This is a genomic window from Tenacibaculum sp. DPLXC6 (assembly GCF_056815515.1).
The window spans coordinates 1,270,221-1,285,248 of the sequence record NZ_CP141806.1; the positions used below are offsets into that span (position 1 = coordinate 1,270,221).

At 33.8% G+C, this 15,028-nt stretch carries 11 protein-coding genes and 1 pseudogene; all 12 read right to left on the bottom strand.

The window, feature by feature from the left end:
* Window positions 1–11: 11 nt before the first annotated feature.
* The 12 genes and pseudogenes from pglX to VCM48_RS05685 all read right to left on the bottom strand — a co-directional run bounded on the left by pglX (window position 12) and on the right by VCM48_RS05685 (window position 15,028).
* A complete protein-coding gene (pglX, locus tag VCM48_RS05630) occupies window positions 12–3,416 on the bottom strand; it encodes a BREX-1 system adenine-specific DNA-methyltransferase PglX (protein ID WP_482271940.1) in 3,405 nt (1,134 codons plus the stop codon).
* Between the two features lie 29 nt (window positions 3,417–3,445).
* Window positions 3,446–5,293 carry a DUF262 domain-containing protein gene (locus VCM48_RS05635; RefSeq protein WP_482271941.1) on the bottom strand — a complete coding sequence of 616 codons (1,848 nt, stop codon included), beginning with the start codon at window positions 5,291–5,293 and terminating at the stop codon, window positions 3,446–3,448.
* Between the two features lie 22 nt (window positions 5,294–5,315).
* Window positions 5,316–8,789 carry a BREX system P-loop protein BrxC gene (gene brxC, locus VCM48_RS05640; RefSeq protein WP_482271942.1) on the bottom strand — a complete coding sequence of 1,158 codons (3,474 nt, stop codon included), beginning with the start codon at window positions 8,787–8,789 and terminating at the stop codon, window positions 5,316–5,318.
* Window positions 8,786–9,370: a DUF1788 domain-containing protein gene (locus VCM48_RS05645; RefSeq protein WP_286853575.1), complete on the bottom strand. Its 585-nt coding sequence runs from the start codon at window positions 9,368–9,370 to the stop codon at window positions 8,786–8,788. The genes brxC and VCM48_RS05645 overlap by 4 nt, the downstream gene beginning before the upstream one ends.
* Window positions 9,363–9,974 carry a BrxA family protein gene (locus VCM48_RS05650; protein ID WP_482271943.1) on the bottom strand — a complete coding sequence of 204 codons (612 nt, stop codon included), beginning with the start codon at window positions 9,972–9,974 and terminating at the stop codon, window positions 9,363–9,365. The genes VCM48_RS05645 and VCM48_RS05650 overlap by 8 nt, the downstream gene beginning before the upstream one ends.
* Window positions 9,974–10,150: a helix-turn-helix domain-containing protein gene (locus tag VCM48_RS05655; RefSeq protein ID WP_476236966.1), complete on the bottom strand. Its 177-nt coding sequence runs from the start codon at window positions 10,148–10,150 to the stop codon at window positions 9,974–9,976. Before VCM48_RS05655 ends, VCM48_RS05650 begins: the two co-directional genes overlap by 1 nt.
* Window positions 10,151–10,699: 549 nt before the next feature.
* Complete coding sequence (locus VCM48_RS05660; RefSeq protein WP_482271944.1) at window positions 10,700–11,656, bottom strand: HipA domain-containing protein; 957 nt, start codon at window positions 11,654–11,656, stop codon at window positions 10,700–10,702.
* Entirely contained in the window at window positions 11,653–11,970 is a 318-nt protein-coding gene (locus VCM48_RS05665; protein ID WP_435255260.1) for a HipA N-terminal domain-containing protein, read from the bottom strand. Before VCM48_RS05665 ends, VCM48_RS05660 begins: the two co-directional genes overlap by 4 nt.
* Window positions 11,942–12,181: a helix-turn-helix transcriptional regulator gene (locus VCM48_RS05670; protein ID WP_482271945.1), complete on the bottom strand. Its 240-nt coding sequence runs from the start codon at window positions 12,179–12,181 to the stop codon at window positions 11,942–11,944. Before VCM48_RS05670 ends, VCM48_RS05665 begins: the two co-directional genes overlap by 29 nt.
* 207 nt (window positions 12,182–12,388) lie before the next feature.
* Window positions 12,389–13,003: a P-loop NTPase family protein gene (locus VCM48_RS05675; protein WP_435255262.1), complete on the bottom strand. Its 615-nt coding sequence runs from the start codon at window positions 13,001–13,003 to the stop codon at window positions 12,389–12,391.
* Window positions 13,004–13,361: 358 nt separating this feature from the next.
* Window positions 13,362–13,499, bottom strand: a pseudogene (locus VCM48_RS05680) (ATPase); the annotation flags it as partial.
* A gap of 263 nt (window positions 13,500–13,762) precedes the next feature.
* A complete protein-coding gene (locus VCM48_RS05685; protein ID WP_435255263.1) occupies window positions 13,763–15,028 on the bottom strand; it encodes a type II toxin-antitoxin system HipA family toxin in 1,266 nt (421 codons plus the stop codon).

Consider the following 15,028-nt stretch of genomic DNA (forward strand, 5'->3'; position numbering starts at 1 on the left):
TTTTTAAATCGTTACCTTATTTCCGTTACATCAATCCAATCAAATTTTCTCACTTTGTCTTTGGCTTTTTTGTCGTTAAGACCTTTTACTTCTTTAATAATCTTACCAAACTTGTTGTAGTTAACCAATACGCCATCATCTAAATCGATGCTGATGCGTTCTGTGGCTAGTTTGTAAAGTTCGCGTTCGTATTCTTGTAATTCTAGCAATACTTTGTGTATGCGGTCTTCTTCTTTGGCGGCTAGGGTTTGCTCTCTGGCGGTACCTACATTTTTAATATGCGCTTGCCGGTCTAACTCTGCCGTTAGTTTTTCGCGGTAGTCTTTTAGGTAACCGTTAAGTATTTGGTTGAGCGTGTCTGGTGTGTAACGGTGCATGTAAATGAGTACATTAAACGCACCAGAAGGCGATGAGAACATCCAATAAATGGGGCGTTTTTTATAGCGTTTTACATGGTCTGTATAAAAGTCTTTTAAAAAGTATTTACGGATGTCTTTACCCAAACATTCCTCCACAAACGCTAGGTTTTTCTCGAAGTTGGGTTTACCAAAAGTGACTTTTAAAAACTCGTAAAAACGACCTACAATGTCGTCTTCAAACCACTCGTTGTCTAGGATGGGAATAATATTATCATCATCTGGTAAAAAAGACACTTCGACTGCGCTCAGTGTGACAGCTTTAAGGTAATCTTCTAAAGTTTCGCCTTGGTTGGCGAGGATGAGACCAGGTTGGTCTAGGCTGTAACGCCCAAACATACAACCTACCGCATAACTTACAAACTGTTGCAACACCTCTTTGGCATTAAACACCAATTGGTTGTTGACTATGCTGGTTTCTTCTTTTAAAATGGTAATGTCTTCTAACGGTACGTCTGGGGTAAGCTCGTCTTGTAAGCCGTAAATGTCTATAAACTGTTTGTTAAGGGCTTCCTCGTTTTTATGTAGCTCCATAAACTTGTTTTGCCAATAGTGACAATAACTATCATAGGCTTCTTCTATATCTTGACCATTGATACGGATGAGTTCGTTTTGTTGGAAATCCCATGAAAGTTCTTTAGTGTTCCACTCTTTATTAGAAACTTCAATAGAACCTTTAACATAGGAAATTAAATTTCGTTGTTGCACTATTGGCAAATTTGAAATATCACCAATGTTAAATGTCAAAGTAGGATTAAAAATCTTAAGTATTGAAGTAGCTACTTTTGAATTTAAAAAACCTAGAATTATTTCAAGTGAAGATTTTTCACTGTCATTAAATATAGAAGAACCAGCTGCATCAAAAATAAATCCTCTCGGTGAATATCTAACTGCAAAAAAAGCCGAACTGATTCTAGTCCAAGTTAACCCTTCTTTAAAATAATATTTTTCAGCTCTTATATTTGAGCCTGGGAATAGTTTTACTTCCTCACCTAGATTAGACCAGTTAATTACATAATCTTGGTTTCCATACCACCTTCTAAACGAACCGCCTTTGTTATAAGGGTACCATTTTTTATTTTCTATATACCCTTGTAAACCTAATGCTTCATTTTTTATTTCATGCCAAAATTTTAAAAACCTATCATTTCTTCCTGTATCCATTCCCTTCTTTGGAAGGCAATGGTTTTTTAATAAATCTTCCTTTTCAAAAATCTCTAGTAATTTATCTGTTGCCCAATAACCAATTTTACAATCTGGTATTTTCTTGAAATCATTTTGATTTTTATTGTAAAACCATCCACAGTTGGTATTTCGAATAGCTTCTAAAGTTTTAGGTGCTTGGTTTGCAGATCCTTTAAAATCACTTAAGCGTATGTAACTCCCTTTGGCATTATCTATAGTTAAACGTCTTAGGGTAAATGTACAAATAGGTACCGTAGCACCATCAAAACCAGAGTATTCTAATTGAATTAAATTATTTATGTAATAATCATTTATTATTTCTTTTCTTAATTCCGTATAACTTGGATTAAACATCCAAACAAATGGGGTCATATAACCCGTTAAGCCATCGCCATCGCACAACTCTAAACAACGTAATATAAAGGTTGCAAACAAGTCAGATTTGGTTTCAGGATAATTGGCTTCAACAAATTGTTTTAAACTACCTTCCATACGTGACGAACTTATGTATGGTGGGTTGGTTACCACACAATCGTAACGTTGCCCTAATAATTTATAAAGTTTAAATACTTCTTTTTGGCGTTCGGCAAATAGTGAGTTGTTATCTATTTTAAAATCGGTGACTTCTTTTGGGTCTACTTGTATTAACGAGCCTAAAGCTGTGGCATTTTTAAATTTGTTATCGAACTCAAAATCTTGGTAGTAGGAAATATTGGGTTCTATATGGTCTTTTGCAACGGTACGTAAAAAACGACGTTGTTTTTGGCGTCCTTTCATTAACAACACAAAAGATGCTATTTGTGCTGCACGTTGGTCTATATCTACACCATATAAATTTTTAGTGATAATGAGTGTTGGGATTTCAGAAGGATTATAGCCTTCTTCTTCATAGATTTTATAAAACACATCAAACGCATATGACAAAATATGCCCAGAACCCACACAAGGTTCAAAGAACTTAATGTCTTCAATACTTTTAGTGTCGCGCTTGTTTAATTTATCGGTATAGGTGGGTTTAATGTAAAACTCCAACGATTCCATGACTTTAGAATCTGGTCGTATTTCTGACCAAATTTGCCCCAAGGTATTATCTACCATATACTGCACAATCCATTTAGGTGTAAATAGTTGTGAAGCAGGTGCTAATTCATTTTTGGCATATTTCTTTTTAGAGCTAATTAATTTTTCATTTAACGCCGAAATATAAAACTGATACAACCAGCCCAAAATTTCTACTTCTTGGCAGTCTTCTGGCAGCATACCTTGTTTGATGTCTTCTATAATAGAAAAACTAGAGATGAGGTCGTCTGGTAAGAGCAGCTCCGAGTAATCGTTAATACGTTCAAACAAAAACGGAAATACGGTGTGTAAATGGTTACAAGCACCAACCAATAACTCTCTATAAGCTTCGTTTTGGGCATTGGTACTGGGTATGGTGCCATCTAAAATTTGGTAAATGCGTTGGTGGTTTACGGGTAACTCTTGCGGTATGTTTCCTGCTTTGGCTTCTTGCAACAACTCTGGCAAGGTGGCATTAGTGGCTGGTGATACGACTTTTATGCCTATGGGTTCGTAACCGTTAACATCCATAAACCGTAAGGCTACCAAACGGTTAAACCAGGTGTAAGCAACCGTATCTATAACCTGTTGCTTATTACTTTTATTAATGGCTTCTTGCAACTGCTTTATTTGGTTGGCTTTTTCGCGTAACTCTGCCGAGTCGGTAGTGAGTACCTTTTCTAATTTGGCACCAATTTGGTCCAATAGTTTTAAGCGTGCTGCTTGTGCGAAGCGTTTTAGTTGGTTTGTATTCATTAATACGTTCTTTAAATTGATGGTAATGGCTAAACAGTTTCTAAGATTTCTTCTTCCTCTTCAATATCTTCTATCTCTTTAGGTACTTTATAATGTTGGTCTATTCCCCATCTATCTATAATCCATTTATTAAGTGTATCTTTTCTTTGTTTACAGCTTTCTGGTGTCCAATCTGCAAACTCTGCAATTTTACGTTCTTGTCGTATGTCTGAATTGGCATAGCAATGTCCTATTCCTGCTTCTCCCTTCTTTCTGGAAAACTCGAAATTTAAATAATGAGAATTGTCTTTGGTTAAGACAATGTTTGAGATGTCGTGTAGATAGGTTTCAATATCTTCATCTGTCCATTGTTGTTTCCATATTGATTCCTCTTTTGGTGTTTGTGGTAAAATATGCTCAAAAGTAGCATCGGTTAAATCATCCCAAGCTAGTTTAGGTTTAGCGCCTTTTCCCTCTTCTGTGAGTAAATCCAGTTCGTATTCATACAATGTATATCGTAATAATCGTCTCCAATGATACCAATCGTAAAAATCTTCTTTAAGTTCTTTTCTAAAGCTATTTTCATTAGAATACCAATTGATGGTACCTAGAATCCATTCAGTTACTGCTTCAATATCATGCTTTTTAGAAAAGATATCATCTGCCCATCTGTAAAATTTAGAGAGTCCTGCATTACTACGTTTCCCTTGCCATAAAAACACGCGATACGAAAATAGTTCTAATGCTTTTAGTAAGTTAATATATTTGTCATGAGTAATTTCATCTGCAACAACACCTAAACGAGTAGCTACCATAAGTGGTAAAAAATTTGCTATGTTACCCGCATTTTTAATTTTAGTTAACCATTTATACTCATCTGTTATTTGAGAGGTTTCTGAAGGATTAATAATACAAGCATAATGCATTGAGATTTCTGCTAATCCAGAAGTGAACTGGTTTATAAACTGTTGGGTATCTTCTTTAGTTTTTATTGAAAAGTCTCTTAACGGAATAACATCATTGTCCTTAAAGCCTTTATAACCCTTCCAGTTTTTTGGTGTGTGCGAATGATATAATGTCCACGCTATTCTTAAACATTGATTTTCGCTACCGTTACATTTTGCAATATTGGTATATACTTCTTTCCAAGATTTATTAATCGTATTGGTAACATCCTCTTTTTCGTTTTCTTGAGTGATATTTCTATATACCCAATGCATCAGGTAGTTTTTTAATAATTCTAATGCTGAAAGTCCTTTCCCTCTGGAATTCATTAGTTCAAATGTCATCCCAATTTCACTCTCAACTTCAATAGGATAAAACGAAAAATTAAGTTTGCGTATAATAGCATCAAATACATCTTTTAGATAAGTAACGCCTTCAGTTCCTTTTGAATCTAATTGCTGTTGAATATGTGATTTAAGGTAATTGTGAGCCTCTAAAAGTCTTTTTTGATGTACCGTTATTGCAGCAACGTTTGTTGTACCTTTTGAGATAAGGTCAAAAAAGAAATCTGAAGTATCGTTATTTAAAATAAGACGACTTTTAGTTCCTGAAAACAAAAGTGGTAATTTAGTGTCATAATCTTTTTCTCCTTGCTTTATTAATTCTTTCAATATAATAGATAAATAAAGACTTGACGTTGTTAATCTTTGTTGGCCATCTACAACATCAACTAGTTCCAGTCTATCAATTCCATAATATTCTGTAGGCTTTTCTTTAGGTTGATAAATAACAATGGTGCCTGTATAATGATTTACAATTTTATCATCAATTAAAGCATCTATATCTTGAACAAAGTCTTTCCATTGTTGTTCTTCCCAAGCATAACCTCTTTGATAGTCTGGTATTTTGAGTATTTTTCCCTCTAAAATATTTGATAATGTTTTTTTTTCCATTGAAAGCGGTTTCGTTGATTGATTATAGTGTTATCCTAATATTGTCTTTTATTCTTTTTAAATAGGCTTCTTTTACGGCTTCTATATAGGCTAACACATCGGCTTCGGTATGCAGTTCTTTTTTATCAAAATCGATATGTACGTTAGATCTACGAATGTATTTTGTAGTAGGTTCTGCTGCCTTACCATCTTCTTGAGGTTTCGCTAAATAAGTCGCCATGAGGTTTAAGGCGGCTGTATGCAACTCGGATAACTGATTGTAACTTTGGCGGATGTTAGCGATAAATCGCTCGTCTTTTAAGGCTTTTTTACGTTGCTCTAAACCTGTAATGGTTTGCTGTTGTTGTGTAGTCTCTAACGCCTTGTATTCTTTACGTGAAGTAATATCTGTAATTAAGTCTTCTGCCTTTTTTGTAGCCTTTTCTTTTTCTTCCTCAATTAGCGTTAATACTTTAGTTGCTAATTGGTCTTTGGCTGCTTTAGCTAACTGTACGCCATTGCCTTTATAAGGTGTGTTACTCGTTAAAAGAGTTTTTAAAATATCTAGTTCATCGCCTTGAATGTAATCGAAATTAGCCGTGTTACCATCGAGCAATTTTTTAACCTGATCGTAAATATTACGTTGCTCACCATTCATAAATCTCTTGATAGGATCTAGCAAATCTTCTTTAGTATCTAGTAAAACATCTTCAAAATCGTTAGTATTAATTAAGAAATAGGCGTACTCCTTTTTAGACCACTTTGTCAATTGGTCTGCAAAGGTTTCTAAACTGCCTAAAAATGGATAATCTCGTTTACTAGCTAATAGTTGATTGACTTGTATAGACATGTCCTTTAGTTTTTCTTTGAATGCAGTCGCAACATCTTTTGCTTCGCGGAAGGTGCAGCTTTCATCAAACGCATCTTTATAGATGTCTTTTAATTTTTTTACAGTCGCATCATTAAAGGTTGCTTGTGGTTCTAATAAAGTATTGCCATGGTTTGAGCTGTTTAATAGGGCATTTAACACCTCATCATTTTCTAATAAATTGGCATTTTGTGTTAATTCTATTTTACCACGTTTGTACAATTTAGCAATGGTAGTCCACACCACATTAGGGTACCAACCATACGGTTTTTTTATAAACTCATTTTTTACATCGTTTAACGATGTGCGGTCGCTTTGTTTTTTACGCCTGTTGATGAGGCTTAATATTTCTGTTTCAGCTTCGGACATGGTGGCATCGTCACCAGAAAATAAATCGTCTTGTTTGGTATGTATGGTTGTTTTAATGGTATCTTCTGTAAACGCCACGCCTTTAAGCATGCGTAAATTAGGATATACGGCAGCCACTAAATTTTGAAATACGTTAATGACTTTGGTTTTACCATCGGCTGTAGAAGACGCTTCTAATTTGCTACCATTTACAAAAGCATTAGATTCTGCCAATGCTTTGTTGGCCAATGTGATTAAGTTCTTTTTACGTGTGACGTTCTGAATGGATTTTTCCTGTAAAATACGTGCTACTTGAGGACTGGTACTGTTACCTCGATTTTGCCTTTCGTACTTTGCCGTTTTTATGTACATGCGTATATCTCGCATAAAGGTTGGACTGGGTGACAACAACAATTTCATAGCAGTACTACCCATAGTTTGTGATTGGATATAGGTTTCGTTGTTTTCGAAATCGTCTGTTATGATTTCAATTTCCAGTTCTTTTTCACGGCCTAATATGGTTCCGTTTATTTTACTAGTAAAATCATAAGCTTGTTTGTTGTTTAGGTATGTAATACGATTGTCTTTGATAATCTCATCAAACAGAATTTCCTTTAGTAAGGTGGTTACTGCCTGATCATCAATCTCTGTATTTTTAATTTCTTCTTCAATATCCTTTTCATCATCGGTTAGAAACTCATAGATGTCGCCATTACGTTGCACATAACTTTGGTTTTCTAAAACGGTTAGTGCTTTTTCAATTTTTTCTTCGTGGGCTTTTAAATCGACATTGATATCATCTATCAATAACACCGAAATATTGCGTTTGGTGGTTTTAAAACTATTGAAGTATTTTACTAAAAAGAGTGTTTTTAAAACTTTAATTTCGAATGGATCGTTTAGTTGTCGCTCTCCTAATTGTAACGATTGTTGAATGTCTCCACGTAATTCGTTACGAATCCCTTGAAACATTAAGTCGAAACTTACTAAAGCGTTTTCATCTCTCTTTTCTATGGCTTGAATAACTTGCTGAAACACACCAAGCATAGAACGCTCTCCTACGGAAGCATGTTTTCCTTGAAAAGCATTGTGGTTGGATAAAGCAATACGACATTGTTGAAACAAATCGAATTGATACGGTGCAAAGGGAAATTTATTTGCGAAATCCTTATCGCTTTTAAAACCTTTAAACTGCACACCAGCTTCTGAAAAAGACAAGAGCGATTGTAAATGAGCCGCATTGGTTTTATGCGCGTTTTCTAATTGCTTTTGATAGGTATCTTTTTTGTGAAGCAATCGTTTTTCTATCACCTCATCAACATTGGCAGAGGTTAATGGTATTTTTATTTTAAAACGTGCTTGGATACGCGAAAAGTCGTTTTGCTGGCTTTTGTTCATATCACCAACAACCGTTTCCATATCTTCTTGCGAGGTCACTAATATCCAAGAGTTTCCTTTAGTTTTGGTTGCTAAAGTTTCTGCGATGGTTTGCAAGTTTAGCATGAGCTTTGTGTTGTCACTTATATACTGGCCAACTTCATCTACAAAGAAATTTAAACGGAAGCCTTTGGGTTTCGTGTCAATGTAGCTTTTTACACGATTACAAAAATCTTCAATAGACTGTTTGTTCCTGTCTTCTAATTCATCAAGGATGTTTTCATATTTATCAGGACTTTCATTAAAAATTGTTGCCAAAATATCTTTCACCTCAACAACAAAATATTCTAATCGATCTACTTCCCAAGTAATACCGTTTACTTTTTCATACTCTGTTTTAAATGCTTCGTATTTACCTTTGCTATCTAACCACATTTCAAACTCTGCTACATGCGGTTGAAATCCGTAATAGCCCAAATGGTCATAGAATACTTTATAAAATACAGCAAGAATAGCATTGGCATCTTCTTTACTGGTAATTTGTGCTTGTTGATCTATGTTGAATAGTACAGACTCTGACGGAATACGTGTTGCGTTTAAAATATCGGCTTTTAACATGGCATCGTCGTCTACCTTTTCAGCAAACAATTCGCCAGAATGATATCCATCGTATTGTTTGTTTTCTAGTACATAGGAAATCATTTTTAATAAATGTGATTTACCACTACCGAAGAAACCAGAAATCCAAACACCATTGGCACCAGCATAATCATTGTAAGCTTGAAAAAAATCTCTTATTTTTTTAGCAATTTCGTCTGTAATAACGTATTCGGTAACTTCTGTTGCTATATGGTCTCGATCATCTGCTTTGATAACCGTTTCGATAGGTCTATTTATGTCTTTTTCAAAAAAATCTTTGATCATATTTTTGCTTCTATTTTAAAAATATTAAATGCTCTGTAGTAATTGTCGTCTTTTAGTTTGCCAAACAGATTTAACGAATGCCCATTATATTCACCTGGAAAAAAAGCGACAGTTGGTGCTTCTTTTGCAATGTTTTGTAAATTATTTAATACGTTGTGAGACCGTATAAAAGGAAACACCAAACCAATACCAGTTAAGAAATATACTTTGGCATTACTCGCATCGATTTTCTCTTTAATTAAAGGCATTAATACTTGATGGATGTTTAAAGACGATTGTAAGGCTCTTAAAAACTTGTCTTTACTTTTTGCTTTTTCAATTTTAAACATGCGCTCCATACCGCCTTTTGCTTCAAGGATTTCGCATGTAAGGTCATATAAGTTTAATTCTAATATTTCTATACCAGAATTTTCTAGTTTTCTTTTTAGTAGTTTTATTTCTTCTCTGCAGTCCAATTCTTGTTCAGCCTCGTAAGCTGCAATAAAGAAAGGTATTTCGCCACCTAAAGATTCCTTATTTAGAAAATTAGAGGATGAAATAACACTATATAAGTGTTCAAATTTTTTATTTAGGCTATTCATAGGCTTCTTGTAATCTTTGTATGTCTATATCTGAATACAGAAACACTTTTAATAATTCTGGATTATCTTTTACTATTGCTTTTTTCGTATCTGACTCTAACAATTGAGGTTGAATGATTCTAGACTTCACATTATTAATAATACCAGCTTGTTCCAACATTTTAAAGGTTACTTGTTTAATTTTCTTTTGTGTTATCTCGGTTAAATTCTCCATTTCTGGATGAAACTCTGCTTTTCTTCTAAAGAAAGAAAGATAATCGCCATCGGTAAGTTCATAATCAAAAACTATATATTTTTCTCTTATGACTTCTATTACGAAATCACGTATAAAGTCAAAGTATTTACATACTGCTAAAAAGGCAATTTCGTTTTGTGATTTAAAACTGCCATTTTGCAGCACATTTATTTGATGTTTGGTTAATGTACTTATCCAATTGTTTAGTTCTAATAATAACCGTTTACCGGTTGCAGATTTCCCATTGCCTAAAGTTAATTCAAGATCATGAGTATTATTTGAGGTTTCCGATAAAACGACTGTCACTAAATCTTTAGTTCTTAAAGACGCTGCTGTAAAAGAGAATTTATATTTTTTTTCCACCACCATTAATTCATTAAATCTTTTAGAGGAATATTTAAAGCTTCACTAATTTTTTGATAATTTTTATCACTTGGAATTGACTTCTCTTTTACCCAATTGCTTACGGTTACTTCACTAACACCAATTTTGTTAGCGAGCCATTTTTGTTTTACCCCTTTTAATTTTAAAAGTTCTTTTAGCATATTAAGTTTAATAAAAATTAAAGTTTGCCTTCATTTCAAATTTATGGAATTGGTTTTATATAAAATAGTATTTGTCTCTCATATTTTTAAAATATAGTGAGTTTAAGAATCATAAGAAATAAGTACTTTGAAGTTTAAAAAGGTAACATGCCGTTTAACCAGTCTGAATGTTCTGAACATCTGAATATATCTGTTATTTCACCTTGAGTGAATTGAATATAAATGGCATATTTATGACCAGACTTATTACCAGTGAGCACAAAAACGGGTTCGGTACATAAACAACCAGCACATATATTTGTAGAAAGATTTAGATGTGTATCTCCATTTTTTCGAAGCTCTTTAAAGATTTGCATTTGCTTATAGATGAACGCTGTTTTTTTTCATGTCTTCGTAATAGGCTTCGTCATCTAACAACTCATTTAGCTTATGGTAGTCCAAATTCTGAAAGGCTTCGAGCACTTGTATAAGGTGTGATTTGACTTTTTCTGAAGTTTCGATATTTTGAACTAGTCCTTGTACTTGCATGGTGTTTGTAATTTATTAGCTTTAAAATTTAGTGTTTAATTCTAATTGTTTCGCTCTGTTTTCTATTAGTGCTATTAAAGTGCTTTTGTTTTCATCACTTAACAAGCTACAGGCAATTAATTCTTGCCATTGCAGCATCCCTTTTTCTATACGATTCCATAGGTTTTCAATCGCTTTTGCAGGAATTTGTGCTTTTGCCATAGCTTCGTTAAAATCTAAACGTTTAATTTTTCGCTTTTTTCCGTTGAGGTTTAGCGCTAATTCTTCTTGATCTTCTGGAATCAATAATTTAACTGCTACCATATCATAGGCTGGAGCCAATTTATAGTTTTTACTGTCGTTAGCTATGAGTGAAAAGTTTTTTAAATGCATATCGTTATTTCCAATGAGGAAAGAAACAATAACTTGCTCATAAAATTTTACGGCATCCAGTAATGGGTTTTGGGCATAGTTTATAATGCCTTTTGCAATTTGCTCGTAAGAACCACGGTATTTATGCTCTGTGAGTCGCTCTGTGAATTGACAAGCATCTTCCATTGGGTATTTTTCGTTATTGGCAGTTCGATCTATACGTTTGGTTAAATAGGCTAAAGCACCATCCTTAAGAGGTATTAATAAAAAGGGTACTGTTGCTATTCCACAAGCTTGTGTTAATAACATAGATAACGCTTCAATTTCCGGCATTTGTGGATACATTTGAAATGGTGGTTTTAAAATATACCTGCCATTTAATGCGCCTACAATGGTTAGCCTATTTTGAGCATTTTCTTGTGTGAAACCTAATGATAATTTTGGTTGTACGCCTGTAACAATAATACGTTGTGCTACGTTTTCTTTTGCGAGTGCTTCGATTTGAGATAGCTCATAGTCTAATTTTAGCACAGGTGTGTCTTCTTGCCAAAATGTAATTAGGCAGTTTTGATGGTAGTTTGTTTCGCCATCTTCTAGTTTTTTATGACATGCTAAACAGTAGTTCATACTTTCTCTATAATGCTAATATTACCAATACAATCTCTACAGGTGGTTAGTAATAAGCCCATGCGATCTCTTGGATTTATTTTCCAATTTTTATGTGCAATGTCTAATAACCAACCTTCCGGAATTAAACCATCGAAGAAAGGGAATAGGTATTCGGCACTAAACGGTTCTTCTTGTAATGGTAAGGTTAAACTGACTGCTAATCTGTTTTCATTTTCTAGATATGCTTTTTCATATTGGAAAAGATAGCCGTTATCGTCCTCGGTTAATATACCAGCTAACGTTTTATTTACCCATATTTCTCCTTGTCTCATTGCTTATAGGTGTTGGTGTTAGTGTGTGTCCAAAAAATAACAGAACCTGATTTACTTTATCGGTCATTACATTTGGTTTTCCCTGTTCGAGTTCGCGTACAAAACGCAAGCCAACACCAGTGAAGTCTGATAACTCTACCTGTGTTAGATTTGCTTTTTTACGTCTATCCCTTACAAATTGGGCTATGGTGTTTTCTCTATCCCATTCCATTTTATTATACCTTTATGGGTACAATATAGGAAATTATTTTATAATTATACCTTAAAGGGTGTAAACTTTATAATTATATTGTGTTTATACCTTTAAGGGTGTAGTTATGTAAGGAATCACTTGTTCACTGCTTTAACGTGTTCATTGACAATGAACATCAAAGAATAATGAACACCGACATCAATTATGTTTGAAAAGATTAAATAATTACCTTCGTTTGTCTTTTGATTTATTGCTAAAGGCGATTAGATTAAACGATTCTCTTAATCTGGTTCTTACTCGATTGCCATAAAAATATTCTAGTTCTGATGCAGACAGGTTGGTGGTGAGATGTGTCTTGACTTTTTTACTAATAAATAGATCGTAGCGACTTAAAAGAATTTCTCCCATCACATTACATTCGTTGCCGAAGTATTTTAAATTATTTTCAGTACCAAGATCGTCAAAGCAGATGATGCCTACTTTGGATTGATGCAAACTTGGTTTGCTATATCTGTTAATTACTTGGTAACCTTCATTAATGAATTCGAAACTCACTTCTCTACCGGATTTTACATAGTATTTATTTTGAGGAGTTGCCAAATATTTCATCAGAGTCACTAAGGTTGTTTTACCGCAACCAATAGGACCAGAAAGCAGAATCCCTTTTTCTAAATTGATGTTGAGTTGACGTGCTATTTCTTCATCACCTGTGCAATACGCCATGAGTTTATGAATGATGGTTATGTCTTCATCATAAATTTTGATGTGAATGCCAAATAGTTCTTGTCCTTTAGATTCTAGCCATTTGGTTGCTTTATGATAATTAAAATATGAATTCATTCTTGTGGTTTTATAAATAATTCATTCTTTTTTGCATTGCCCAAAAAAGAAACAAAAAACGCTAGTCTTAAATCTTCGGCGGTCAATTACGTTTTCTACGCCTAAAAGAAAAATAACTCACTTCGCTCAAACAACTTTTCTTTTTTAACGGCGTTTTTAAACTATTGACGCTCGCCTGCCAGATTCTATGACGGGTTTAGATTCTGACTTATTTTATGAGATTGCTTCGGTGTACCTTCTCGCAAAGACGGTAAATGAGAGTGAATTATTGGTTATTTTACACTCGTTTAATAAACATGGGTAAAATTTACCTTCGTTTATCTACATTTTCTATATCAAAAGCAATCAAATTAAATAGTTAGCGCATTCTTGATCGGACACGGTTTCCGTATCGTTCTTCTAGTTTTTGTACGTTGAGTTTGGTAGTGCAATGTGTTTTAACCCTTCGACTAAACTCAGGATGATAAAAGAGGTCGTAACAAGATAAAAGGATTTCTCATCCCGAAGTGTCGGGATTCGAAATGACGTATTGGTTACATTGGTAAGATTTAGCTTCGCTGAACCTTGCGATTTCTCACCCTGAAGTGTCGGGATCGAAATGACAGGTTTGTGATTTTACATGATGAGATACTGAAGTCTTCCGAAATTTCGGAACAGCATGACGTATTCGAGAAGTTATGAGGTGTGTTAAATTATTTTAGGGGGTCTAATTCATTTACTTGGTAATAGACCCATTTGATGTATTTTTCGTAATACTTTTTATAAAAAAGTTAGAAACTCCTTTTTAATACTATTTCTCACTTTTTCCGGTATTTCTAATTCTTTAGTAATGCTTCCCCAACTTTTCTTTACATTTTGAACTTCTTTTATAATTCCTTTAGGATTTTTTATTGCATAGGTTTCGGCAATCGTCATGATATCTTCTAAAGTGATCTCTGCTCTTTTATTATTGATCGATAATGCTCTAGCTATATTATTATAATTGAAATTGATATTCAATGGGTATGTTAAATCGTACGCAGGGGCTAAACTCCATGAATTTGTTTCCTTGTTATATATAAAACTGTGATTCTTTAAGTGGTCATCGATATTAGCAAAAACCAAATTAAACACCATACGCCTGAACAATTCTTGTATGTCTTTATAAGGCACTTTAAGGTCTAACGCTAATTTGAATACATTTTCATAACTTCCATCCTCTGGTTTTTTAAAATCCCATCCCGTTAAACCTGTTGCTGTAAGCACATGTTGTTTTTCTCCCTTTTGTCTGTCGTAACGCAGCGTAGCAAAATGTTTATTTTCTATTAGTTTTGAAGGCATCATTTGAATACCTGTTTCTTCTGCCATTAGGTAATACGCATATTCAACTTTTTCTCTGTTATACCCCCATTCTTCATTCATACATAACTTTACTAAATAGTGGTTATAATCATCTCCATACTCAATATCTCCAGGAATTATTTTACCTGTTTCTTTATGTTCTGAAATTAAAATTTTGGGTCTAGCTCCTCCAGCTGAAGTTCCTATTTTAAAAACGTTTAACAGCGCTGCATCATTTAATGTCTCTGCTGTTGTTTCATTTTTTAAATCTAACACTTTATTTAAAACTTCAACAATTTCGTCAATATTAATTGTTGATGATTTCGGTATTTTAGCAGTAGGTTTATATTCTAAGGCTCCCATACCTCTATTCGAAACATAGGTTAACTGTTCTAATGGTGTAATTTTTTTAAACTCTTTATTTTTAGCCTCAAACCACTCTTTAAAAATAATATTTCCGAACATATCTGGTAAAGAATCGGCAATCATTGGCGGTAGTCCCCTAAATGTTTCTCCTTCAAATTTATTAAATACCTGTACTGGTTTTATTCTTTTAAATACGTAGGGAAAAATATTGGTGTATTGGTTGGATTCTAAAAAATCGGGGTTGTATTGAAAATAAGAATTCCTTTTATCTACATCATAGCCTAGTTTTCCTATCTCTTGACCAAATAACATAACTTCTATAATCTTATTTTTAGCCAT

Coding starts and splice junctions, on each gene's coding strand:
- VCM48_RS05650 (WP_482271943.1), bottom strand. CDS start 9,974: ATGGTGGTGGAAAAAAAATATAAATTCTCTTTTACAGCAGCGTCTTTA.
- VCM48_RS05635 (WP_482271941.1), bottom strand. CDS start 5,293: ATGGAAAAAAAAACATTATCAAATATTTTAGAGGGAAAAATACTCAAA.
- VCM48_RS05645 (WP_286853575.1), bottom strand. CDS start 9,370: ATGAATAGCCTAAATAAAAAATTTGAACACTTATATAGTGTTATTTCA.
- VCM48_RS05655 (WP_476236966.1), bottom strand. CDS start 10,150: ATGCTAAAAGAACTTTTAAAATTAAAAGGGGTAAAACAAAAATGGCTC.
- VCM48_RS05665 (WP_435255260.1), bottom strand. CDS start 11,970: ATGAGACAAGGAGAAATATGGGTAAATAAAACGTTAGCTGGTATATTA.
- pglX (WP_482271940.1), bottom strand. CDS start 3,416: ATGAATACAAACCAACTAAAACGCTTCGCACAAGCAGCACGCTTAAAA.
- VCM48_RS05670 (WP_482271945.1), bottom strand. CDS start 12,181: ATGGAATGGGATAGAGAAAACACCATAGCCCAATTTGTAAGGGATAGA.
- VCM48_RS05660 (WP_482271944.1), bottom strand. CDS start 11,656: ATGAACTACTGTTTAGCATGTCATAAAAAACTAGAAGATGGCGAAACA.
- brxC (WP_482271942.1), bottom strand. CDS start 8,789: ATGATCAAAGATTTTTTTGAAAAAGACATAAATAGACCTATCGAAACG.
- VCM48_RS05685 (WP_435255263.1), bottom strand. CDS start 15,028: ATGGCTAAAAATAAGATTATAGAAGTTATGTTATTTGGTCAAGAGATA.
- VCM48_RS05675 (WP_435255262.1), bottom strand. CDS start 13,003: ATGAATTCATATTTTAATTATCATAAAGCAACCAAATGGCTAGAATCT.